This is a genomic window from Alteromonas macleodii ATCC 27126, from assembly GCF_000172635.2.
In the GTDB taxonomy this organism is placed as follows: domain Bacteria; phylum Pseudomonadota; class Gammaproteobacteria; order Enterobacterales; family Alteromonadaceae; genus Alteromonas; species Alteromonas macleodii.
The window spans coordinates 3,642,899-3,665,465 of record NC_018632.1; the positions used below are offsets into that span (position 1 = coordinate 3,642,899).

17 protein-coding genes are annotated in these 22,567 nt (G+C 43.8%); 7 read left to right on the plus strand and 10 right to left on the minus strand.

The window, feature by feature from the left end; all coding sequences use genetic code 11:
• Positions 1-63 precede the first annotated feature (63 nt).
• The gene (gene dld, locus MASE_RS15565) at positions 64-1,797 is read right to left on the minus strand and encodes a D-lactate dehydrogenase (protein ID WP_014950696.1); all 1,734 of its coding nucleotides are present in this window, start codon (positions 1,795-1,797) and stop codon (positions 64-66) included.
• A 274-nt stretch (positions 1,798-2,071) separates the two neighbouring features.
• On the opposite strand from dld, the gene MASE_RS15570 reads away from it, so the two are divergent.
• Positions 2,072-2,749, plus strand: a complete 678-nt coding sequence (locus MASE_RS15570; RefSeq protein WP_014950697.1) for a helix-turn-helix transcriptional regulator — start codon at positions 2,072-2,074, stop codon at positions 2,747-2,749.
• 35 nt (positions 2,750-2,784) lie between these two features.
• On the opposite strand, the gene MASE_RS15575 is transcribed toward MASE_RS15570, so the two are convergent.
• Genes MASE_RS15575 through MASE_RS15595 form a run of 5 tightly spaced genes read right to left on the minus strand, consistent with a single transcriptional unit; the run spans position 2,785 to position 6,439 of the window.
• Positions 2,785-3,546 (minus strand): CsgG/HfaB family protein, encoded by a 762-nt coding sequence (locus tag MASE_RS15575; protein ID WP_014950698.1) that lies wholly within the window; start codon positions 3,544-3,546, stop codon positions 2,785-2,787.
• Positions 3,547-3,554: 8 nt separating this feature from the next.
• Positions 3,555-4,004 (minus strand): curli assembly protein CsgF, encoded by a 450-nt coding sequence (locus MASE_RS15580; protein WP_014950699.1) that lies wholly within the window; start codon positions 4,002-4,004, stop codon positions 3,555-3,557.
• Entirely contained in the window at positions 4,004-4,396 is a 393-nt protein-coding gene (locus MASE_RS15585; protein WP_014950700.1) for a CsgE family curli-type amyloid fiber assembly protein, read from the minus strand. Before MASE_RS15585 ends, MASE_RS15580 begins: the two co-directional genes overlap by 1 nt.
• A gap of 54 nt (positions 4,397-4,450) precedes the next feature.
• A complete protein-coding gene (locus MASE_RS15590) occupies positions 4,451-5,896 on the minus strand; it encodes a curlin (protein WP_014950701.1) in 1,446 nt (481 codons plus the stop codon).
• A gap of 30 nt (positions 5,897-5,926) precedes the next feature.
• A complete protein-coding gene (locus tag MASE_RS15595; RefSeq protein ID WP_014950702.1) occupies positions 5,927-6,439 on the minus strand; it encodes a minor curlin subunit CsgB in 513 nt (170 codons plus the stop codon).
• 480 nt (positions 6,440-6,919) lie between these two features.
• On the opposite strand from MASE_RS15595, the gene MASE_RS15600 reads away from it, so the two are divergent.
• The 4 genes from MASE_RS15600 (at position 6,920) to MASE_RS15615 (ending at position 12,804) form a co-directional block, all read left to right on the plus strand.
• Positions 6,920-9,439 (plus strand): S8 family serine peptidase, encoded by a 2,520-nt coding sequence (locus MASE_RS15600; protein WP_014950703.1) that lies wholly within the window; start codon positions 6,920-6,922, stop codon positions 9,437-9,439.
• Positions 9,440-9,647: 208 nt separating this feature from the next.
• On the plus strand, positions 9,648-10,304 hold the full coding sequence (locus tag MASE_RS15605; RefSeq protein ID WP_014950704.1) for a response regulator transcription factor: 657 nt from the start codon (positions 9,648-9,650) through the stop codon (positions 10,302-10,304).
• Positions 10,304-11,869 (plus strand): ATP-binding protein, encoded by a 1,566-nt coding sequence (locus MASE_RS15610; protein WP_014950705.1) that lies wholly within the window; start codon positions 10,304-10,306, stop codon positions 11,867-11,869. The genes MASE_RS15605 and MASE_RS15610 overlap by 1 nt, the downstream gene beginning before the upstream one ends.
• 83 nt (positions 11,870-11,952) lie before the next feature.
• Positions 11,953-12,804, plus strand: a complete 852-nt coding sequence (locus tag MASE_RS15615) for a thioredoxin family protein (protein WP_014950706.1) — start codon at positions 11,953-11,955, stop codon at positions 12,802-12,804.
• Between the two features lie 61 nt (positions 12,805-12,865).
• Here MASE_RS15615 and MASE_RS15620 read toward each other — a convergent pair whose 3' ends face one another.
• On the minus strand, positions 12,866-14,317 hold the full coding sequence (locus tag MASE_RS15620; RefSeq protein ID WP_014949479.1) for a DEAD/DEAH box helicase: 1,452 nt from the start codon (positions 14,315-14,317) through the stop codon (positions 12,866-12,868).
• A 721-nt stretch (positions 14,318-15,038) separates the two neighbouring features.
• Between MASE_RS15620 and MASE_RS15625 the strand changes: the two genes are divergently transcribed.
• On the plus strand, positions 15,039-16,364 hold the full coding sequence (locus MASE_RS15625) for a mechanosensitive ion channel family protein (RefSeq protein WP_014949480.1): 1,326 nt from the start codon (positions 15,039-15,041) through the stop codon (positions 16,362-16,364).
• Between the two features lie 48 nt (positions 16,365-16,412).
• On the opposite strand, the gene MASE_RS15630 is transcribed toward MASE_RS15625, so the two are convergent.
• Together MASE_RS15630 and katG are read right to left on the minus strand one after the other, a co-directional pair.
• On the minus strand, positions 16,413-16,898 hold the full coding sequence (locus tag MASE_RS15630) for a hypothetical protein (RefSeq protein ID WP_014949481.1): 486 nt from the start codon (positions 16,896-16,898) through the stop codon (positions 16,413-16,415).
• Positions 16,899-17,110: 212 nt separating this feature from the next.
• Complete coding sequence (gene katG / locus MASE_RS15635; protein ID WP_014949482.1) at positions 17,111-19,411, minus strand: catalase/peroxidase HPI; 2,301 nt, start codon at positions 19,409-19,411, stop codon at positions 17,111-17,113.
• Positions 19,412-19,925: 514 nt separating this feature from the next.
• On the opposite strand from katG, the gene MASE_RS15640 reads away from it, so the two are divergent.
• Positions 19,926-20,522, plus strand: a complete 597-nt coding sequence (locus MASE_RS15640; RefSeq protein ID WP_014949483.1) for a porin family protein — start codon at positions 19,926-19,928, stop codon at positions 20,520-20,522.
• An 84-nt stretch (positions 20,523-20,606) separates the two neighbouring features.
• On the opposite strand, the gene MASE_RS15645 is transcribed toward MASE_RS15640, so the two are convergent.
• Positions 20,607-22,349, minus strand: coding sequence for a PAS domain S-box protein (locus tag MASE_RS15645; RefSeq protein WP_014949484.1), 1,743 nt, complete (start codon positions 22,347-22,349; stop codon positions 20,607-20,609).
• Between the last annotated feature and the right edge of the window lie 218 nt (positions 22,350-22,567).

Genomic DNA, 22,567 nt, shown 5'->3' on the forward strand with positions numbered 1-22,567 from the left:
GGGTCACTGCATTTTTTACGGCTCTTTTATCAATGCACAAGTGGCTGGAAGTGTTATTTGCGCTTAATGATGCCCACCACAACAACTTCCATCATGCTCAGCCCAGTTTTTAAGTTTGGTGGTTTTGCCTATTCCCGGGTTAAAACTATTGGTGGGGTCTAATTCTCGGTAAAAGTTCTTCAGCGCATCTTTTGCAAAGTACTCGTGTCCCACATTGTGCTCTGCTGGGTATTCAGCGCTTCTCGCATCAAAAGTTTCCAGAATTTTACCCTTTAACAATTTGGCATCCGCCCCTTTTTTCAACACGTAATTCTGGTGCATTACGTGGCAGAATAAATGGCCGTAATACAGTTTCGTGTCTATCTGGTCGTCTATTTCTCTAGGCAGCACTTCAAACCAGTCAGGATCGTTACGGCGAAGTGCAACATCGATGGTCATCATAGCGCCCACGTCTTTGCTGTGCATCACGTGGTAACGACCTATCGCGCCACCAGCAACAAAGCGATGCAAAATAGCCTTATCAGCTTCTTCTTCTGTACACTCAAAATAACTACCTTCATTGGTTTTAAAGAAAGCATCAAGGTAGGCTTTGGCCTCATCTACCCCGTCGTTGCTCATCTCCAATATCCAATGATGCTGATACTTGTCTCTGTACTCTTCCATTCGCTTAGGCAAGTGGTTAGGAAAAACGTAGCTCATATACTGCATAACGCGATCTGACATTTTGTTGGGTAAGAAGCCCAGCTTGTCAGTAAATGCGTCAAATTTGCGCTTAAATGCAAACAGCTTAGGAATAAATTTGGCGCCAAGCTTGCTGATAACGATAAACATATCTTTACCGTATTTCTTTGATACGTCGTAGCAATCTCGGTGAAGGTACTCACCCGAGTCAGGCAAGTTCTTGAAAGTAGAAAGTATGTCGCGACGCACTTTGGTAAACACAGCGGCGTCGTTAGACCCCACATAAAATACCTGTTTTTTCTCAGGAATAGGAAAGGTGTCTAGCCTCACTGCGAACACGGCAAGCTTACCCGCGCAGCCTGAAGCTTCATGAAGTCTTCTGCCGTCATTGTTGAAGCGCGAAGGTGTGTCTGAATCAACGTCTCGAACTCGTTCATCATACTCGTTGTCTGATGCACGAGCGTCAGGGTGCTGAACGTCAGCTTCTTTGTAACGTTTGTTCTCAAGATTATTCAGAATTTCTTCTGGCTCACTACCTAGGTTAATCCCCAGATTGTTTACCAAAGATAGATTGCCATTAGCGTCGATTTGGGCAAAAAGCGCTAATTCAGTATAGGCAGGGCCTCGCTTGACCAAAGCACCACCTGAATTGTTACATATTCCCCCCACGATCGATGCGCCAATACATGAAGAACCAATCACAGAGTGAGGTTCGCGACCATAAGGCGCAAGCGTCTCTTCCAATCCAAACAAGGTACTCCCAGCCAAGCCAACGATTTGCCTTCCGTCGTCAACTAACTGAATATCATCAATACGCATAGTACTGATAATAACGAGAGGCCTGTCGTAATCTTTACCATCTGGCGTAGAGCCGCCCGTTAACCCTGTATTGGCCGCCTGCATAATAACCGCAACGTCGGCTTCAACACACAGCTTAAGCACGCGCCAAATTTCGACAAGCGTTCCTGGGCGCACTACCGCAAGCGCTTCGCCCGCGCCAAAACGAAACCCTTTAGTGTAAGGCTGCTTCTTCGCTTTATCAGTTAACAAATAGGCCTGCCCTACTACATCGCGCATTGATGCAATCAAAGACTGAGTGTCAACGTTTACGGTCATGGTTCTCTCTGTGTGTTGAAATAATGGAAGGAATGACTTGGTGTTGAACTATACACTAACACCATTATTAACAAAGGGGGCAAGCCGCTTTTATCGAGATAATTTACTTATATTTAATTCGTTGAACACTTAGAGGCTCTAGCATTTAAGCAAAACTTACAGGCGTTTTTCACTGTTACATTTTGTTACGCTTTGGAGGAGCAAGTTAGACCAGAGGAGTATTGTAAAGCCAATGTATAGTTCGTAAGGTTGATAGACACGAAAAGGAGCTTTCATGTCACATCAAGCGTTCGTTTTAACAAGAAAAAGTTTTTCAGAAAATACTAGAAGGGATGGGGCTTACGAACGATTCCTAAGTATTTTGCCGTCATGTGGATTTGTCGTCACAACCGGTGCGATTCATCCACCTCGAAGCGTGCTTAATAACACCTATACCTTCTTTATCGATGCGCAGTATTGTGACTCTGCCGCTATGCTCAACTTGCCTGTAGTCAACGATAACCCAGAGTTGAACAAAGTCATTTTCAACGTGCCAGAGTCTGACGTCGATTTTCATTATGCGGCACTGCAACATGGTATTAATGGTATTTTCCATATTGAAGATAGCTTAGAACTTCTGGTTCGCGGTGTTCAACAAGTTCAGGCGGGCAACAAATGGTTCAGTCGCGAGATTATGAGTCGCTATATTGATGCCAATTTAGTATCTAAAGCAAAACCCGTTGCTGCACTTCAATCGTCACATACTGTGCTGACCAAGAGGGAATTGGCCATCACACGCAAAATTGCAGATGGTGCCCAAAATCAGGAGATTGCAGACTGCTTACACATCAGCGTAAATACGGTGAAAACTCACGTTTACAGCATATTTAGAAAGACGGACTGCCGAAATCGCGTTGAACTTATAAAGTGGTTCGATCATCAGTTTAGCCAACCACAACAAGTAAGCATCTAAACTGATAACCCATTGAATTTAATTGCGTATGGCGCTTACGCTTTTGCGCGCCATACGCCTTTCTCCATTCCTTGTAACACCAACTCAGTCACCGCTTTTTCTATACTTTGTTTAACGCACTCGAACATGGGTTCATTAGTCGTGTAGCCCGTTTCTGCTTCAAGCAAACGCTTAAGCGAAACATACCTAAACAGGCCTGCTCTCACCTCCTGGCTTAGTACTTTCTTAGATGTTGAAACCGACACCAATACTTGACCTGTTCTCACGTCAACTGCACGCATGTAAATTGAGATTTGATCTTCCCTAAACAGCTCACTCGCTCCAATGCCAAAGTACTCTACGCCAGCGCCGCCGGTACGAATGTTGGTATCGTAGCTAATTATCCCACCTTCTATAATAATTCTCGCTGTCGTGAGTGGCGGCAAATCGCCTCCGCTGCTTTCGTCGGCTCTAATTATTTTGCGTTCGGTAAGAATGTTCTGCAGCCCTTCACGCTCCACAGGTAAAAACCAGGATGTCTCGCTTAAGGTCTGAACAAGAATAGAGGTTGCGCCTTGAGTCACCGCAGTAGAAAACGAACTTGCCCCAGTGCTAGGTTTATATTGCCCGGTCTGGTCTCTAAACGCATATACAGAAACCGGAATTTGTCCCATAGGCGCTGGCAAGCTTTTTACTTCAGACAATGTGGCACTGTCTTTAATTACATCAGCGGCCGTTGTATCTGGCGGCAGCGTATTAGTGATGGACTGGCATCCTGCAAGCGCCATGGCCACTATTAAAAAAACGGTACTTCTCATGTGTTTCCCTACCCAAACCGTGGAATTTCAACGACAGTAACCTCACCTGTCAGTAAGTTAGTAATGTTCACAACAATGCTGTCAGGATTACTCGTTATTAGTTCTACCTGAAAGTCACCACTAACAAAAATACTATCCTGATTGAATATGCTGTCTATCGGGTTTCCATCTTCATCATATTCTTGTTCACCGAATGCGATGTCTGTGATTTCGCGGACTATACGATTGATATAGGCGCGTTCGAGTGATTCTTGAAGGCGTTCGTCATAGGAGCGCTCGCTGTAAGGCGCTGTATGAGCGTTTTGTGAATTCGCCTTACTTAATAAAAATGATCCGTTAAGTGGATTACCACCGAATGACGGGTTGATCGGTTCATACACCAACTCTGTTGCTTTCACACTAGCTGAAGTCCACGAGCCAGTCGCGATTAAGGCTGCTATCAATATCCCTTTTTTCATTACCATTCGTCCCCTGCTAAATCTGGGCTTCTACTGTCTATACTCGCGTTTGCCACCGCGTCTAAAACTAACATGATGGCTTGCTGTACTTTTTCATCTAACGGTACTTGTCTACGCCCCATGTACGTTTGATAAACCACTCTATTGTCGTAAATCACCGAAAGAAGAGTACCCGCTTGTGGCACAATAATTTCTTTAACAACAAGGTTCTTACCCGAACTGTCTGGGACTTCTCGCCAGTATTGGCTAATGCGAGAGGCAAATTCGTGGCCTTGGCGGCTAATACTGTTATCGAGCAACAGTCCACCTAGCCGAATTTCTTCTGCGTGAATCGGAGAAAAGAACACACTAAAAAGCAGTGTGATAAGAGAGAAACAATACAAGTACTTCATTTTACTGAATATAGCCGGGCAAACGCCCGGCTACTCACTTTTACATCTGTAGGTTTACATCTGAACAACGGTAGCTACGTTGTAGTCACCAACCTGCGTAACACTTACTGTGCCGCCGTTGCCAGTGATACTACCTGTAACTAAGTTATCGTTACCCATTTGCGTAACTTCAAATGTATTCATATCACCAGAAATAACGAACTGACCACCTGCGTCGTCTGTTACCCAGTTTCCTACGCCTTCTTGCATAACACTAACAATATTGTCGTCACCGTTAACCAATAGGTCTAGTAAGTTAAGCTCGCCCGTTTGCGAAACCATAATTTCGTTGTAGCTTGATGTAACGTTGCTTGCCAACTCAACCGATGCCGTATTTTCAACACCCTCTTGAGACATTTCAATGATGTTGCCATCAGCGTAGTAAGTTGCATCACCAATACCAGCTTGTGCTAACGCCAAGTTGGCATCGCCATCTTGCTCAATTTCAACGGTGTTAAACAGGCCATCGAAATTAACTGTGCTGATTTCATTGGCATCACCTACCTGAGTTAAATCAAACTCGTTGAATAAGCCAATTACGCCAGCATAAGCCGTGTTGCCTTCGCCCACTTGGTTAATTTCGAACGTATTCGCTTGTCCGCCGATAGTTTCTACGGTAGCTAAGTTAACGTCACCGATTTGATCGATATTAACTTCATTGCCAGAGCCTTCAAATACTCCTGTGGTAATCTCGTTGCCATCTCCATCTTGTTCAAACTCTAGCACATTACCGTCGCCAACCATGCTCCAACCCACAGCGTTCTGGTCGCCATCTTGGTCAATTTCAACTTCGTTTTCTGAGCCGACAACGGTTAAATCAGACACGTTGTAATAGCCGTCTTGAATAACATCGATAACGTTTGCATCACCGCTTAGCTCGCGAACATACGATTCGTGCCAGTCACCACTTTGATCAACAAATACCGTATTGTCGTTACCCGCAATGGCATTATTAGCCCAGTTACCACCATCACCCTGATACACTGACAACGTGTTTCCACTGCCCGAAATGCTATTTATTGAGCGATTAAAAATAAAACCGATAGGGCCGCCATCACCTAATTGAACAAGTGAAACTGTGTTATCGTCACCTTCGACAACGACATCGGCTGTACTATTTAAACTATCTTGCTCAGATTCTAAGAAGTTGCCGTTACCTGTGACACTTGCAAAGAAGGTATTACCTGACTGCATTTGCGAAGCTAGTACTTCGTTTGCGTCACCCGTTACTTCTACAAAGATTGCATTTAAGTCACCTTCCTGACTTAAAATAGATTCATTACCTACCTCATTTCCCTCTGGTGCCGTTTGGGTTAGCGTAATTTCATTGCCTTCAGCTGCAGCAATAAAATCTGCGGAAGCACTGAAATCAACTGTCTTACTCGCTGGAACTTCCTGAGCCGATGCCCACCCTGTCGCTGCTACTAAAAGCAATGCACTCGCTATTTTTGTTTTTTTCATTTTCACATTTGTCTCCCTATGGCAATCACATCATTCTTGATATTGTGTGATGTTAATCACCATTTCGTTCCCTATCTGGTAAACAGTAAAAGACTGTTCACCCAATTGATTAACATTGGCTACATTGTCGAACCCATCTTGAATAATCTCGAAATAGTTATTGTTGTTTTGCTGCAGTAAATTAACCACGTTCCCCTCACCCAGCTGTGTGATCAGAGCTTCGTTATTACTGCCGTTTTGAACAACATTCGATAGGTTGGCGCCGTTGCCGCTTTGGATAATGTTAGTTATGTTATTTAGCCCAAACTGACTAACAGCGATGAAGACCGTTTCATCGTCTATCGTTATAGCTTGAGCATTCAGACTCATTGAAAGAGAAGATTCCACCATGTCTGAGCTTGTTGATAAGTCGGACTGTTGAGCATAAGCAGGAAGATTTACGGCTAGAAGACTGCACCCCGTAATGGCTGCCAACGCAACGGCTCTACATGCCTTAGCGTTATTAGCAAATTGGCTCTTTTTAACCTTTAGCTTCTTGTCCATGAGAACGACTGCTTCCTTGATTAACAACAAAGGTGACCCCTCTATAACACTCCTTAAGACGGCGAGAATCCATCACCAATAAGTTGTATTTATTACAGGTCAAATACAGTTAGCACACGTTAAATCAGCAAGTTATTTATAATGGGTAATACCATAGTGCTAGATTTGACGAAAATTCACGCACCGAGTAATTATTGGTAAGACCACCTAGTTTTTGTAGGGTCTTTTAACGGGTATTGCTACAGCGCGCCCCTAAGACATAGAGATCTGAACTACCTGTCAAAAATCATAGTAATTAAGTACCACTTTGGGCTTCTCTTCTCACTTTTTCCTAGTGGTTAAGTAGTATTTTTGAGCAAATTTTACTGTTAGGGGTGGCAGGTTTTTAAATTTGCGTTATAAGTTTTAACCGTTAGTTATATCAGACCGAACGAGAAGGTTCTGTGATTAAAGCATTATTGCTAATTATGGAATCTAATTATGAAAACAAAGCCTTTTAAAACAGGCCTTTCAGCACTGTCATTAGCCCTTCTACCGCTAATGGTATCTAGTCATGCACACGCCGCAAAAGCCGAAATTTTCGACGATAGCGTTATCGTTGTGTACAAAGAAAATGTAAGCAAAGCGGAAAAGATGCGCGCTCGCTCTTCGGTAGGTGCACGAATTAGTGACGCAAACCGTGATGAAGTAGATGATCGCTTCTCTAACCTTTTAAATGGTCGCATTGCCAAACTGGAACTTCGTGGCAAGTCTGTAAAAGACGCCATAGAAATCTTAAAGAAAAATCCTGCGGTTAAAATCGCCGAGCCAAACTTCTTGTACCGCAAAGCCCTGGTACCTAACGATCCTTCTTATGGTGACCTATGGGGTTTGAATAACACCGGTCAAGCCGGCGGTACTGCAGATGTGGATATTGACGCACCAGAAGCATGGGATATAACAACCGGTGATAGCGATGTGGTCATCGGTGTTATCGATACGGGTGTTGACTACAATCATGAAGACCTTGCAGATAACGCATGGGTTAACCCAGGTGAAATTGCTGGAAACGGTATTGATGATGACGGCAACGGTTATATTGACGATGTTTACGGTATCGATGCCTTTAACGGCGATTCTGATCCTATGGACGACGATTCTCACGGTACGCATGTGGCCGGGACAATTGGCGCTGTGGGCGGAAACGGAATTGGCGTAGTCGGTGTAAACCATGACGTGTCAATCGCTGCATGTAAATTCTTAGGTCCTGACGGCGGTTCAACCGCTGGCGCTATTGAATGTATCGATTACTTCACCGACCTTAAAGAGAACCGCGGCATCAATATTAAAGCTACCAACAACAGCTGGGGTGGCGGCGGCTATAGTGAAGCGCTAGAAACTGCTATTGAAGAAGCTGGCCAAGCGGGTATTTTGTTTGTTGCTGCGGCAGGTAACTCTGGTTCAAACAACGACAACGTAGATAACTACCCGTCTAACTATGTCACTACAACAAACAGTCTGCTCGCAGTTGCTAGCCACACTCGTACTGACGGAGACAGCGGCTACTCATACGGTATTGAAACCGTAGACATCGCGGCGCCGGGTACAGCTATCCTATCTACAGTACCAGGTAACGGCTATGCGGCATACTCAGGCACGTCAATGGCAACGCCACATGTTGCGGGTGCAGCAGCACTTGTGTGGTCGCTAAACCCAGAACTTACGCCATCTGAAATGAAAGAGCTGTTAATGTCTACAGGTGAAACTAGCCTATGGGCTGATGGTCGCACCGTATCTGGCAACCGCCTAAATGTACTTAACGCACTTGAAGAAGCGGATCCAACTCCAGGTTTTAAACTGGGCATTACACCTGGTTCAGCTGAAATTGAAGCGGGTGAGACCTACACCTTCACTATTGAAGTTGGTTCAATTGCTGGCTACGAAGAAGAAGTACAGCTATCGCTTGCAGAGCCAAGTGATATCGCGTCTTTAAGTGCAAGCTCGGCAATGCCTGGCGATACGGTAACACTGACCGTAGAGACATCTGAAGATACGCCTTGGGGTCCATACAGCTTTACGGTGAACGGTGTAAGCGGTGATATTGAGAAATCTAAATCAGCGAATCTTTATGTTTACCCTCAAGGGCTAAACGAATTCCCTTACGCGTATTCTGGTGATGCTGTACCTACGTTACCGAATGAAGAAGATCCAGACGATGTCGGCGTGGACCTAGTGATTAACGTTCCTGACGACTTAACCGTATTCGGTATGCAGGCGTCGGTAAATATCACACACACCTATAGCGGAGATCTCGTACTATCACTGACCTCTCCTCAGGGTACGACCACCGTTCTTCGTCAGAATCAAGGTGGCGCTACAGATGATATCGTTGAGAGCTATAACTCTGATGCCTTTAACGGCGAAGTAGCAACAGGCGATTGGACCTTGAACGTGCTTGATACGTTCAACGGTGACAACGGCACTGTTAACACATGGAGCCTTGTAGTGACCGGTATTGGTGAAGTAGGCCCAACACCGCCTAACTCTGCGTTTACCTATGACGCTTCAGGATTATCAGTAAGCTTTACTAATAACAGTAACGACGTTAATGACGACATTGTCAGCTATAGCTGGGACTTTGGCGATGGCTCTACTTCAACGGAAGAGAACCCAACGCATGTTTACGCGAGCACTGGCGCCTATGACGTAACCCTTACGGTTACCGACTCTGAAGGCCAAACTGGCGTATCAACAGAAACCGTATCAGTTTCAGATAGCAACATTGTTGCCGAGATTGACCGCGCTATGCTGTCTCGATTCGGTTCGTTACGCGTAGATTTATCATATAGTGGCTCGATGGCCGATACTGTAATGATTTATCGCAACGGTGAGCTACTTGAAGAAGTAAGCAACACTGGACGTTATCGCGATAGAAGCAGAGGCGTTCAACCTGGTGAGTATACTTATATGGTTTGTGACGAAACCTCTGCATGCTCTGCACCAGTGTCTGTAAACCTTTAATGTAGTTTGCGTATCGCTGACGCGCTCTTCGTGACAGTTGGCGAATGATACGCTGAACAGTTAAGAGTTAAGCAATTGCCGGCCAAGGATAGGCCGGCTTTTTTTATTCTGAGAATTAAAGAGAGCACCAGTCTAAGCCATCGGCTTATTCACTATAAGCCAAATACAACGTACACTTGATGCATTAAGAGATAATAAGCATTTTTTCATGCACATACTCATTATTGACGATCACGAAATTGTAAGGGATGGCATTAAAACACTCATCGAGCAAGAGTATGGCTGGCATGTTTCTTACGCAGTAAGCTCTCTGGATGCTCTTCCCTCCTTCGCTACGTTAGACGATATTGACGTTGCCATTCTAGATATCTCGTTAGCACAGGAAAGTGGTTTCGACACACTAGTAAAAATCAAGAAAGACGCGCCGTTTATAAAGTGCTTAATGCTGAGCATGTATGATCATGTTGGCTATATCAGTAAAGCGCTTGAACTCGGCGCCGATGGCTACGTTACAAAGAATGCTGCCACCAAAGAGTTAATGGACGCGTTGGAAGCTCTAGAAAAAGACGAGAATTATCTAAGCACAGATATTAGTAAAAAGTTAGCTTTCGGTGATAAACAGCTAACCTCTATCCTTACTGAAAGGGAAAAGGAAATTTTCTTACTGTTAGCAAAAGGATTCCAGCCAAAACAGATTGCTTACTACATAGATACTGCCCCGAAAACAGTGATGGTTCACAGAACTAATATTTACAAGAAACTCAATGTAACCTCCCAATTTGGTTTACTTAGAATTGCGTTAGAAACTGGGTACCTCGACGTTTCTGACGTTATCTACGACGACACGCTAGTCAAAGCAAATTGATGAATTTAACGCGGTATTTCAACGTTACCTATTTACTAATGGGATTAGGTTATACCGCGCTATTTCACGGCGTGTGGTTGTTCAGCACCCAATTTGAAATTATTTCAGGTACGGTGAGCTGGTATTTGCCTGCTGGAGTTCGCCTAGCGGCGTTTTTACTACTGCCAATTTACAGCTGGCCACTGCTACTCATCGCAGAAAAATCAACCCACTTCATTTTATTTCACCCCGGTGGCATTCTCGACAACACGGCGTTTTTAAGTGGAACCATAGGTTGGTACTTAGTCCATTTAGTGCTGTCACCTGCGGTAATTTGCACCTGCGTTTATTTATTCAGACGTCGCTTTAGCGCACCTTATATAGACAATGTTTCCAGCACCCTTGCCACGTTGGCTTTTGGTGTTCTTATAAGTGTTGCTCTTGGGGCGGTATTTTTGGGCAGAAGGGCTATTGAACTGCAAACAGGCATAGAGGTTTTTCTTTCTATTTTGTTTGATTTTTCATTAGGTGACTTTGTAGGAATTGTTGTTCTTTGTCCTTTTCTTTTCGCATTATATAAACGGCCATCTATCCCTAAGAGTCACTTAGTACTGTACCTTACAACAATCGCTTGGCTGGTTTTGCTGATGCTGAGCAGCTATGCCTACTTCCAACAAATTAACATCAGCTATCAGGTTAAGTATCTAGCGGTTTTCCCCGCGCTCTTTTTATCGTATCGCTATGCCATAGTTGGCAGTGCGTTTTCGTGTTTACTCATAGGTATTACTGCGTTCGTGGTGGCAAGCCAGAGCGCACTTCCTCCCATTGAGCATCAGTTTTACATCTTAGCATCATGTACAAGTTGCCTCATTTTAGGTGCTTCAATTAACCAATCTACCTTGCTGAATATGAAGCTTGCGAAGAAAAACGAGGATCTTGAAGTATCGGTGCAAAGCGCCCAAGCACTGGCCAGTCAATTAGTGGTAGTGCAAGAAGATGAACGAAAGCGCTTATCGCGGGATTTACACGACGACTTTGGTCACCGCATAGTCGATTTGAAACTTCAACTGTCGCTAGATAGCAGAGAAAGCGACAACGACATGATGCTCAATAAAATAGATGCTCTATACCACGCAATGAAGAAAAGCTTAGGGGGATTACGTCCGTCCGGTATTGATACACTTCCCATTGAAAGCGTGATCCAACGTTCAGAGATTATTACCACGCTCAAGCGCGCAAACATAAACTATTCGTTTAACGTTAGCGGCACGCCAGTACCGTTCGATTCAGACCAGAAAATACATATCTATCGAATTGTGCAGGAAGCGGTGACAAACAGTATAAAATATGCCAATGCGACGTCGCTCAGCATTGATATCAACTATGCGCAACACAGTGCCGTATTTATCGTTACTGACGACGGCGGCGGCATCCCTGAGCATATTGCCCAACTAGCAAACGCTGAACCCACACTCGGCCTGCTGTCGATGAGAGAACGCGCAAAGTTGATAAATGGTGAGTTTGATATTTCCCAGAACAAACCAACAGGCACCCGAGTTTGCCTGACTTTGCCCTACAGTGCTTAAGTTACTCTACTGCGTTTTAGGTGCGTCGCTGCATCCTTTTTATGCTACATTGCTGTTGATTTAACTACTATTTTGATAACCGTATGCAAAAAAATTTCATTACTCGCCGAGCCCGTTTTTTTAGACAGTGCCTGAACATTGCTGTCCTAATTGCCACTTTCACCACGTTAAATGGCTGTGTAAGTACTCAAAATGAAAGTCCTTACACTTACGCTCCGTCTGCATCACCCTATCAAGATGTGGTCAATGCACAGCAGCGAGCTGTGGAACAAAGCAAATTACTTTTGGTTGTTCTGGGTGCTCAGTGGTGCCACGACAGTACTGGCTTAGCTGAGCGTTTTGCGACAAAGGAAATGGACCTTATTCTACGCGCTCATTATGAAACCGTATTTGTTGATGTGGGAACACTTGAAGACAGAAGAAATATAACCGAGCGATTTGACTACCCCATTTATTACGCCACACCAACAGTAATGGTGGTTGAACCTAAAACCAGCGCATTGTTAAACAGAACGTCAATGGATATATGGGGGCGCGCTGACAGCATCCCCTTATCGGAGTACATTCAGTATTTCTCTCGCTTTCCTGCAATGACAACTGCGCAAAAAGCCCCGTTTATTAACTGGGAAGCGACAGATGAAGAAGAAGCTTACAATAAAGAGCAAGCACTCAGATTACAAAGCGCTTATGACAAACTCGGTCCGCTACTTGCGCTAGATTTACAAGGTAATACCCCACAAGGGCTTAACGAGCTATGGAAAGAGACCAAAGGGTTTCGCACTGAACTGCAAAAAACGCTGATAAAGCGCGCCGAGCTTACGTTAGATTCTGAGAATGGCAACGGAGTCAACACCACGCCAGCATTGCGACACTACAATCCGTTTTCGTGGGAACATAATTCATTACCCACTCAGCGAGATTTAAAATGTTCGTAAAAGGGCCTTTCCAACGGCCCTTTTTTAATAAACTCGGTTTTATGAAGCGCAGTTCAACTGTTTACGCTTTTGCCCTGTTTGACGCCGTATTATTAGTGGTGCTATTTGACGGATTACTTCTGCGCTTAGCTGGTCGTTTAGCGGCACTTCCTTCACTTCCTGAGCGTCTTCGACCTGCAGGCTTTCCACCGCTATTGTTGCGCGAATCCGATTTACCTGCGCGCGGATTACCATTTCCGCTACGGTTGCCTTGACGTTGACCCGACTTTTTATTCTCGCCACTTCGTTTACCTTCGCTGCCGCTCTCACCTTGTGGTGCTTTCGGCTTTTTCGGCTTCTTGGGCTTTTTAGGCTTAGAAAGCGTGGTAACAGGCACGGCTTGCTGAGGCTCGAAACCTTCCAACGTTTCACGAGGAAGCAGTTTTTGAATCAGTGTCTCAATATCTTTCAGGTTTTGCAGTTCTTCAGCACATACAAATGACCAAGCCTGTCCACTAGCGCCTGCGCGCCCTGTACGACCAATTCGGTGAACATAATCAGCAGCCGTATTGGGTAAGTCTAGGTTTACAACGATAGGCAATTCACTAATGTCGATGCCGCGTGCTGCAATATCGGTGGCTACCAGCACTTTAATTGCGCCATTTTTAAAGTCAGCAAGCGCTTTAGTTCTCGCTCCTTGGCTTTTATTACCGTGAATCGCGGCACTTGGAATTTTTGACCGAGTTAGCTTTTCTGCAATACGGTTAGCACCGTGTTTCGTGCGGCTAAACACTAACACCTGCTCCCACTTTTGCTGTTTGATCAGACAAATAAGCGCGGTCGTCTTTTTAGATTTATCAATGGTCACTAAGTGCTGTTGAACCGCTTCTACCGTGGTATTGGCTGGCGCGGTTGAAATACTCACAGGGTTGCGCGTTATTGTTTTCGCCAGTGCAGTGATTTCATCAGAAAACGTGGCTGAAAACAGTAAGCTTTGACGCTCTTGTGGCAATAGCTTCAATACTCTCCTAATGTCGTGAATAAAGCCCATATCAAGCATTCTGTCGGCTTCATCCAATACCAACACTTCAAGCTGAGAAAACTTAACAGCGTTTTGCTGGTAGAGGTCAAGTAATCGTCCAGGCGTAGCAATTAACACATCCACACCTTTACGCAGCTTCATCATTTGAGGATTAATCCCTACACCACCAAATACCACGGCAGTTTTTAACGGCAAAAACTCGCTGAACGCTCTGATGCTTTCTTCTACCTGAGCAGCAAGTTCTCGCGTGGGTGTTAAGATAAGTGCCCGAACATTGTTGCCAGATACAGGTTGTCCTTCCATCAATCTCTGTAAAATAGGAAGTCCAAATCCTGCAGTTTTCCCTGTTCCCGTTTGCGCAGCTGCCAACACATCCTTTCCTTGCAATACTTCTGGTATTGCCTTTTCCTGGATTGGTGATGGTGTACTAAATCCTCGTTTTTCAATAGCTTTTAACAAGGGTTCAGCGAGCCCTAATTGGGTAAATGACATTAATAAACTCCTGTCATAGGTATTTATAAAAAATTGCATACCGCAAAGGTATAAGCGTTAGTGCTTTATTGCTAACCGTGGGGGTTATAGATTACTGGGAAAACCTAAAGAGATACGCCATTGCCAACTTGGCTTATTGGTGTTTGACATCAAGAAAAGAACGTAGGTGTTTACTCTTACAAATTGCGCGCGGAGTCTACCACTAAAAGCCGAAAGCCACCAGCGCATTTTTTGTTCAAAACCTAGTTAAGCCTGTCTGACGTTTCACTTAATAAGTTCCAATTTACATAGCATAACAGCAAGGGAAGTTTCATCGGCTTTTCGCACTAAGGGAATGGTCTTAAACCGTACTGTCTTCCCTCATTTTTAGGAGAGATATTGTTATATTTATATTTTTATCAAAACGATAAATATCTATTTAATACGAATTTTGCGACCTAGAAACGTAAACTTTTCAAGTAACAGAGTTTAATTATATTTATCAACACCTTAAGACATTTAGCTTTTAAAAGTGTGCGTTAAAAAACAAGTTAAACAGGGCTCTTCTACGTAAAAACACCTCAAAACCTTTGAAATTAAAGACAACTTGATAGCCAATTTCTGTTGGATAGATAAAAAAAGCTTTACCATATTTGTTATAACAGATAAAAAGCGCGCAGTTATTCCACGCTCAAATTACATCCACGCTGCTGCAGTGTGGTAAACAAGTGAAGTAGAAAACATGAATGTTGATAGTTTAACCCAGCACTTTGAGGAAAAGTTGGCTTTAGTTAAAGCATCGGTGATGTCTGATAGCTTTGTTATCCAGCTTACAACAATCGCAGTTATTTATTGCGTTGCATTTTTGCTTGCACGACAAGTAAAAAAGCCATTTAAGTTTACCCGAGAAAAGCCACAGCAAGGCGCACATACTATGCACGGCTTTTTATACAATCTGGGTGAGGCACTATTCCCGCTTATCACCATCAGTATGCTAAAGCTTACTACCGTGTTGGGGGCGCAATTTCAGTTTGATGCATGGCTATTGGAAATAGCCGTTGTTGTAGCACTAATGCTGTTTGTTAATTCCTTGATTACTGGTTTTGTCGAAAACAACACCATTGCAGCGTTTATGCGATGGGTGGGTTTACCTATCCTATTTTTACACTTAGTTGGCGTGCTTCCGCTGATAACTTCCGCATTGGAGTCAATGGCAATATCAGTCGGCAATGTTGAAATTTCAGCGTATGGCGTAACAAGAGTACTGTTGTTTGGTGGCTTGCTGTTCTGGCTAGGCCGCAGCTCGAACGCCATTGGTCAAGATATTATTCGAAACCATAAGTCGCTCGACGTTTCTACCAAAGAAGTGTTCGCAAAGCTGTTTGAAGTTGCCCTGTTCTGTGTGGTGTTTCTTTTATTGCTTAACGTCATGGGAATTAACCTTACCGCACTAGCCGTGTTTGGTGGTGCAGTAGGTGTGGGTTTAGGCTTAGGTCTGCAGTCCATCGCATCAAACTTCATTTCGGGCATCATTATTCTATTGGATAAATCGTTGACCGTAGGCGATTACGTTGAATTGGAAGACGGGCAGAAAGGTATCGTCAGAGAATTTAAAATGCGCTACGCCGTATTAGAGACATATGACGGTAAAGATGTACTGGTGCCTAACGAAAAGTTTATCAGCTCCTTGCTAATAAACTGGACACACAAAAACCAAAAACAACGTTACCGCATCGACTTTTCTGTCGCCTATAAAACTGACATCCGCGCGATGGTAGAGATTATTAAAGAGGCAGTATCGGAACATCCGCAGGTGATCAGTGGCGATGATGTTCCATTTGAAGAGCTGCCTGACTGTGAAATAGATAGCTTTGGCGACTCTGGCGTTAACATGTTCGTTGAGTTTTGGATGGAAGGGGTGGACGATGGTAAAAACCGCGTGGGTGGCGATTTGCTGCTTACTGTGTTTGAAACATTACGCGAGCACAACATTGAAATACCGTTCCCTCAACGCGAAGTAAGGGTTATCAACGAACAAGGCATTGGTATTCGAAATACCACACCGTAGCCAAACTCGCTCATGACATGAGCGCTTTCAGTCATACCTTCGCGCTGGCTAAAACCTAGCGCGAAGCGTATCCCATTGCCACTCTTGGGCAGACAGACCTAACGTCTGGACAAACTTTGCATAGTCTTCTTTGCCCATCGCTGACGCTACGGTTTTTAATTGAGATTTGGCTTTTATTGCTTTTACCTGCAGTAACTCCAATCGCTTATCGGCACTTGAATCGAAGTTTTCACTGATGATTGCATTCGCTTTATTGGTCGCTTCCCACGCTGTAATAACATAGCCCACCAGCTTTATGTAAACACCTACCATACGCTTTCGCTCAAATATGTTCTCAAACAGTGAGCCAGATAACGACTTTTGGAAACTGGCCTCTGTTTCTAAGGCAACAAATTGCTCGGCGTTCTTTAGCTCATTCAACACATTGTGTAAAAGCTTAATGTGGGCGTGCGTATTAAGTGCGTCGACGTGAAGTGCATTAATATCGTCGCTTAGCATTTCTAAATTGACCAACGTTCGTTGAAGACTAGCCATTGTGGTAATTGTCTGTAGAAGCGAAAAATAAAGGTTCAGTGTATCGAATTAAAGATGGGTTTGCGATGGTCTCGCGGGCGTTTTAGTCACATTAAGAATTCATAACATAACTTATAGAAATCAATTAAAAAGGGCGCGGAAGCGCCCTTTTAGTTTTTATGTCTATTGAGAATTAGTTGTTAAGCTAATTCGCGATAGCAGTTATACCGCATCTATTTACCCAAGCTGGCGTTTAGATCGTGACGTAAATCGAAACGGTCTAGCGTCATCACTTTGGTCCAAGCGTCGACGAAGTCTTTAACAAAACGGCTTTTCGCGTTGTCGTAGGCATAAACTTCGGCCACTGCACGCAGCTCACTGTTTGATCCAAAGACCAGGTCTACAGGCGTACCTGTATACATAACTTCACCAGTAGTTCTGTTTACACCTTCATATACCGACGGGTTATCTGTTTTTCTCCACTTAACGCCCATATCAAGAAGCGTTACGAAGAAATCGTTGTTAAGCGTGCCTACTTTGTCAGTAAATACACCGTGGCTAGTGCCACCTGTGTTTGCTCCCAATGAACGCAAACCACCAAGCAAAACAGTCATTTCTGGTACCGTTAGATTAAGCTGATCGGCTTTGTCTACCAGCATGTCGGTTGGCGAACGATAGCTAGCTTCTGCGTTGTAATAGTTTCTAAACGCATCGGCTGTTGGCTCTAACAATGAAAACGAATTAACGTCTGTTTGCTCTTGGGTAGCATCAGTTCGACCCGGAACCACTGGCACAGTAACCTTGACGCCAGCATCTGCCGCTGCTTTTTCAATTGCTGCCGCACCGCCAATCACAATGAGGTCAGCAAGAGACACTTTCTTCTTAGAAAACATGCGTGAATTGTAGTCTTCTTGCATCTCTTTAAGCTTAGAAACAACGGCTTGAACGGTTTCAGGCTCGTTGGCTTCCCAATTCATTTGCGGTTCAAGGGCAATACGAGCACCGTTCGCTCCACCGCGTAAATCAGATGCTCGGAAGCTAGATGCTGCCGCCCATGCTGTTTTCACAAGTTGCTGAACGGTTAAACCACTGTCTAAGATGTCAGCTTTAAGTTTCTTAACGTCTTTATCAGAGATCGCTTTATAGTCAGCTTTAGGCACTGGATCTTGCCAGATGAAGTTCTCTTCTGGGATATCGTTACCCAAGTAACGTGCCTTAGGACCCATATCACGGTGAGTTAGCTTGAACCACGCTTTAGCAAATGCCGTTTGATACTCTTTGGGATCCGCTAAGAAGCGCTCGGCAATTTTTCGATACTCTGGATCATACTTAAGCGCCAAGTCAGCGGTAGTCATCACAGGAGGATTTTTCTTACCTTCTACGTGCGCATCTGGTACTGATTTATGAAGCGATTCATCGGTAGGGATCCACTGGATAGCGCCGGCAGGACTGCGAGTTTGTTTCCACTCAAAGCCCAATAAGTTTTGGAGATATAGGCTCGTCCATTTAGTAGGTAGCTGTGTCCAAGCACCTTCCAAACCGCTCGTTACAGTGTCTTCTGCATTGCCTTTCCCGCAATTGTTCTTCCAACCTAGTCCCTGCTCTTCTAAGCCTGCACCGCCTGGCTCAGCTTCTAAACAATCAGCAGGCTTGTGTGCGCCGTGCATTTTTCCAAATGTATGACCACCCGCTATTAGCGCAACGGTCTCTTCATCATTCATCGCCATACGGCCAAATGCAGTGCGAATATTTTTCGCAGATCCCATCGGATCAGGCACACCTTTAGGGCCTTCAGGGTTAACATAGATCAAGCCCATGTGCGTTGCCCCCAACGGACGCTGAAGCTTACCGTCGCGCTCTTCACGATCGCTCGCAAGCATTTCCACTTCTGGGCCCCAATAAACCATGTCAGGTTCCCAGTCGTCGGTACGACCACCCGCAAATCCATAGGTGTCAAAGCCCATGTTTTCCATGCCTACGGTACCCGCAAGGATCATTAAGTCGCCCCAAGATAAACTTTCACCGTACTTTTGCTTAATAGGCCAAAGCAAGCGACGCGCTTTATCAAGATTTCCGTTGTCTGGCCAGCTGTTCAGCGGATCAAAACGCATTTGACCACCGTCACCACCGCCACGACCATCTAGCGTACGATAGGTACCTGCACTGTGCCATGAAAGTCGAATGAAGAAAGGACCATAATTTCCGAAGTCGGCCGGCCACCAATCTTGAGAAGTAGTGAGTAGCTCATTAACATCTTTTTTTACTTGGTCGAGATCTAGCTTAGCGAATGCCTTTGCATAACTGAAATCATCACCTAGTGGGTTTGAGCGATTATCGTGATCTCTTAACGGAGAGAGATCGAGCTGATCAGGCCACCAAAATTGATTATTTTTCGCTTGAAAAGCTTTAGCAGTGCCCGTGCCTTTAGCACCAGCAGGCTTACTAATTTGATCGTTGGCAATAGCCCCTGTTGCACCAAGCGATAGGGCAACAAGTACTGATAATGTGGTTTTTTTAAACCTGTTTATAGTCATGGTCTTTTCCCGTCTGAGTTTGTTGTAGTTACCAAAGCGTGAGTGCGAATCACACCACTAATTTGTTAACATTTTGTTTACCTCATAAGCAGTTAAAAGATAGACAGGCTTAGAGAATATTTACAGTTGATAAAATGAATTCAACTGATTAGAAAATCCAATCAATGAAAAATTGATTAATTTCAATACTTTAAAAACCCAGTTCACTTTATGACGTAAACGACTGTCGCTCAGTAGAACTATGTAATGCCGAAAATGAGCTAGATCTGTGAATCTCTTTCAGAGATTGGGAAATTTTTTCGCTTCTTGAAGAGTGAAACTTTTCCATACTTTCTATAAGCGGCTAAATAACCAACTAAAAAGTGTCGGTTTATGTAAAGTTTTCATCTAATTGAAATACATTCTGCAATTTCTACCATGGCACAGCAATTGATACAGAGATGATGCAATTAAAGACGCATTAACTTCAGATAAGAAGTCGATGGAATGTTAAAGAAGTAATGAGGATGAACTTATGAAAAACACACTTAAGACACTTACCGGACTTGCAGCTGTTGCCTCTATCAGTGCTATGGCTTCATTCGGTGCGCATGCTCAATCAAATCAAATTGAAGCAAAAGACAGTGGTTTTTATGTAGGTGGTAATTACGGTTACCTACGCGTTGAAGGTGAAGATGACTTTGACGATGACAAAGATGTTTGGCAAGGCCTTGTTGGATATAAATTCAATGAGTGGATTGCAATTGAAGGTGGTTACATCGATTTTGGTGATTACGGTAACGACCTTGCAGGTGCTGAAACAGACGGCTACACAGCGGCGATCAAGGGTATTCTTCCATTAACAGAGCGTTTTTCTCTCTACGCGAAAGCAGGTCAACTTTGGTCAGAAACCGAGTACAACTTTGCTGGCGTTTCACGTGATAACGATGACGAAAGCTTGTTTGTAGGCGCAGGTCTAAGCTACGCGATTACTAGTAACTTTTTAGTAAACGCCGAGTACACTGTTTATGATACAGAGCTTGATGCAGACGAAGCGTTTGATGACATCGACGACACCGATTTTGAAACCGATCTTAAGCAAGCCAGTATTGGTGTTGAGTATCGTTTCTAAGACATTTGTTGCCTCACGTTTAACAACGTGACTTAATGAGAATGCTAAAGCCTTGGCAACACAGCCAAGGCTTTTTACTTTTTGCTACCCGTCTATTTTCTGGATGAGCTGCGCCAGTTCCTCAATTTTTGACACTGTCGTTTTAACTAAGTTGTCAATTTCATTGGATGAGGACTGGGAGTTACCTGCTAACGTTCGTACTTCATCAGCCACAACCGCAAACCCTCTTCCCATTTCACCTGCTCGTGCCGCTTCTATCGCTGCATTTAGCGCTAGCAAATTAGTTTGCTCAGAAATAGAATTAATTGTGCCCACTATATTACTTATAGTCTGGCTGGTAACCAGTAACTCTTTCATAGAATCTTGAGTATCGTTCACCGCTTGTTTTCTAGAGGTGATATTAACGGCAAAAAAGACATAACGTGTTACTTGCCCGTTGAAGTTCTTAAGTGCGCTGATTCTCGCGTCAAAGGCAAGATAACGCCCAGCCATTTGAAACTCAGTAATTTTTGAAACAAAACCAGCGCTCTCTAGAGTAGACTTGTCCTCTGCAGAAAGACTATTCATTACCTCATTTGCAAATGATTCAGAGCTCATTACCCCGTTCAATGTGTCGCGTAGTAGTTTGTTTGCCTCAACGACTTCACCATTAGGCTTCATTTCAAGAAGAACAAGTGCACTGCCTATAGCTTTTAATTTGTTAGTAAAATCTAAAGCCATTTGCTTAACACGAGTAATATCAGCCTGAACCGCGATAAAGTTAACGAGTTTTTCTTCTTTGAAAACGGGGTTTATTGATAGTGAAGTCCAGTAAGGTGTACCGTCCTTTCTATAGTTAAGAATTTCATCATAAAATGCTTCGCGGTTTTTAATTTTTTGTCGTATCACATCCACAGTACGTTTATCGGTTTCCTCACCTTGTAAAAATGATCCAGGTTTCTTGCCTTTTACTTCGTCCAGCTCCCACCCCGTCAACCGGTAAAATCCGTTATTAACGTACTCTATGAGACCATCTGCATCAGATATAATAACGGCATTGTCTGTTTCGTTGGCAACCAGCGAAAGCATACGTTGTAACTCTCGCTGCTCTACTTCTTCTGTTACATCTTTAATAAATGCTGTGTAGAGGGTTCGGTCAGCCAGCCTTACTTTAGACAAAGACAGCCTGCCCCACAGGCTTTTACCGTCTTTCCGCTCCACTTTAACTTCGCGGCTGGTTCCGACAATTTTGTCTTGTCCTGTTTCTCTATTTGCGTTGACATAGTTATCGTGGTTCGCTTGAATCGCCTGAGGCACTAACATCTTCACATTTTGGCCAATTACTTCATCTCTTGTGTATCCCCATAGCTTCTCAGCGGATGCGTTGAACAAGGTTACGTTATTGTTTTCATCAATACACACTACAGCATCTAACGCTTGCTCTAACGTTTGCTCCACTATTTCGCGAGACTCTCGCTCTTCTGTAACGTCTCGAACGAAAGCGGTGTAGTGCTTCTTTCCTGCAACAATAACCTGAGATAAAGCAAGCTGAACCCAAATTCGCTCCCCACTTTTTGTTTCTAATTCGACTTCTCGCGAGCTGCCAACGATTTTATTAACATTTGTTTGTCGATGAGAATTAACATAATTGTCGTGATTTGCTTTGTGTTCGTGGGGAACCAATAGTTTGATATTTTTGCCTAGTACCTCGTTTGGCGTATAGCCCCATAACTTTTGAGCGGCATCGTTGTAAAACGTAATATTGTTTTTTTCATCTATGGTAACTACAGCCAAGATTGATTGAGCAAGCGCCTGTTTCGCCGCATTTTCCTTTGAAAAAAACTTCATTTATCTAGACCTTCTCGTTAAATTTTTTAAGTTATATAGAAGATCTTTCCCTGTTTTTCCAACTGTGAATATTAAACTCGTTTCACAGTGAAAATATTACACATTGCGAACTGATACATCTTACACACGAGCTCAAAAACTCTAATTATCAATAAAAATCATTTACTTACATTTTTCGCTCTTACGTTTTATAGAGGTACAAATTCTGCAACAGAATA

Excerpts from the sequence above, each read along its gene's own strand:
- dld (WP_014950696.1), bottom strand. The coding sequence starts at position 1,797 with ATGACCGTAAACGTTGACACTCAGTCTTTGATTGCATCAATGCGCGAT.
- MASE_RS15570 (WP_014950697.1), top strand. The coding sequence starts at position 2,072 with ATGTCACATCAAGCGTTCGTTTTAACAAGAAAAAGTTTTTCAGAAAAT.
- MASE_RS15575 (WP_014950698.1), bottom strand. The coding sequence starts at position 3,546 with ATGAGAAGTACCGTTTTTTTAATAGTGGCCATGGCGCTTGCAGGATGC.
- MASE_RS15580 (WP_014950699.1), bottom strand. The coding sequence starts at position 4,004 with ATGAAAAAAGGGATATTGATAGCAGCCTTAATCGCGACTGGCTCGTGG.
- MASE_RS15585 (WP_014950700.1), bottom strand. The coding sequence starts at position 4,396 with ATGAAGTACTTGTATTGTTTCTCTCTTATCACACTGCTTTTTAGTGTG.
- MASE_RS15590 (WP_014950701.1), bottom strand. The coding sequence starts at position 5,896 with ATGAAAAAAACAAAAATAGCGAGTGCATTGCTTTTAGTAGCAGCGACA.
- MASE_RS15595 (WP_014950702.1), bottom strand. The coding sequence starts at position 6,439 with ATGGACAAGAAGCTAAAGGTTAAAAAGAGCCAATTTGCTAATAACGCT.
- MASE_RS15600 (WP_014950703.1), top strand. The coding sequence starts at position 6,920 with ATGAAAACAAAGCCTTTTAAAACAGGCCTTTCAGCACTGTCATTAGCC.
- MASE_RS15605 (WP_014950704.1), top strand. The coding sequence starts at position 9,648 with ATGCACATACTCATTATTGACGATCACGAAATTGTAAGGGATGGCATT.
- MASE_RS15610 (WP_014950705.1), top strand. The coding sequence starts at position 10,304 with ATGAATTTAACGCGGTATTTCAACGTTACCTATTTACTAATGGGATTA.
- MASE_RS15615 (WP_014950706.1), top strand. The coding sequence starts at position 11,953 with ATGCAAAAAAATTTCATTACTCGCCGAGCCCGTTTTTTTAGACAGTGC.
- MASE_RS15620 (WP_014949479.1), bottom strand. The coding sequence starts at position 14,317 with ATGTCATTTACCCAATTAGGGCTCGCTGAACCCTTGTTAAAAGCTATT.
- MASE_RS15625 (WP_014949480.1), top strand. The coding sequence starts at position 15,039 with ATGAATGTTGATAGTTTAACCCAGCACTTTGAGGAAAAGTTGGCTTTA.
- MASE_RS15630 (WP_014949481.1), bottom strand. The coding sequence starts at position 16,898 with ATGGCTAGTCTTCAACGAACGTTGGTCAATTTAGAAATGCTAAGCGAC.
- katG (WP_014949482.1), bottom strand. The coding sequence starts at position 19,411 with ATGACTATAAACAGGTTTAAAAAAACCACATTATCAGTACTTGTTGCC.
- MASE_RS15640 (WP_014949483.1), top strand. The coding sequence starts at position 19,926 with ATGAAAAACACACTTAAGACACTTACCGGACTTGCAGCTGTTGCCTCT.
- MASE_RS15645 (WP_014949484.1), bottom strand. The coding sequence starts at position 22,349 with ATGAAGTTTTTTTCAAAGGAAAATGCGGCGAAACAGGCGCTTGCTCAA.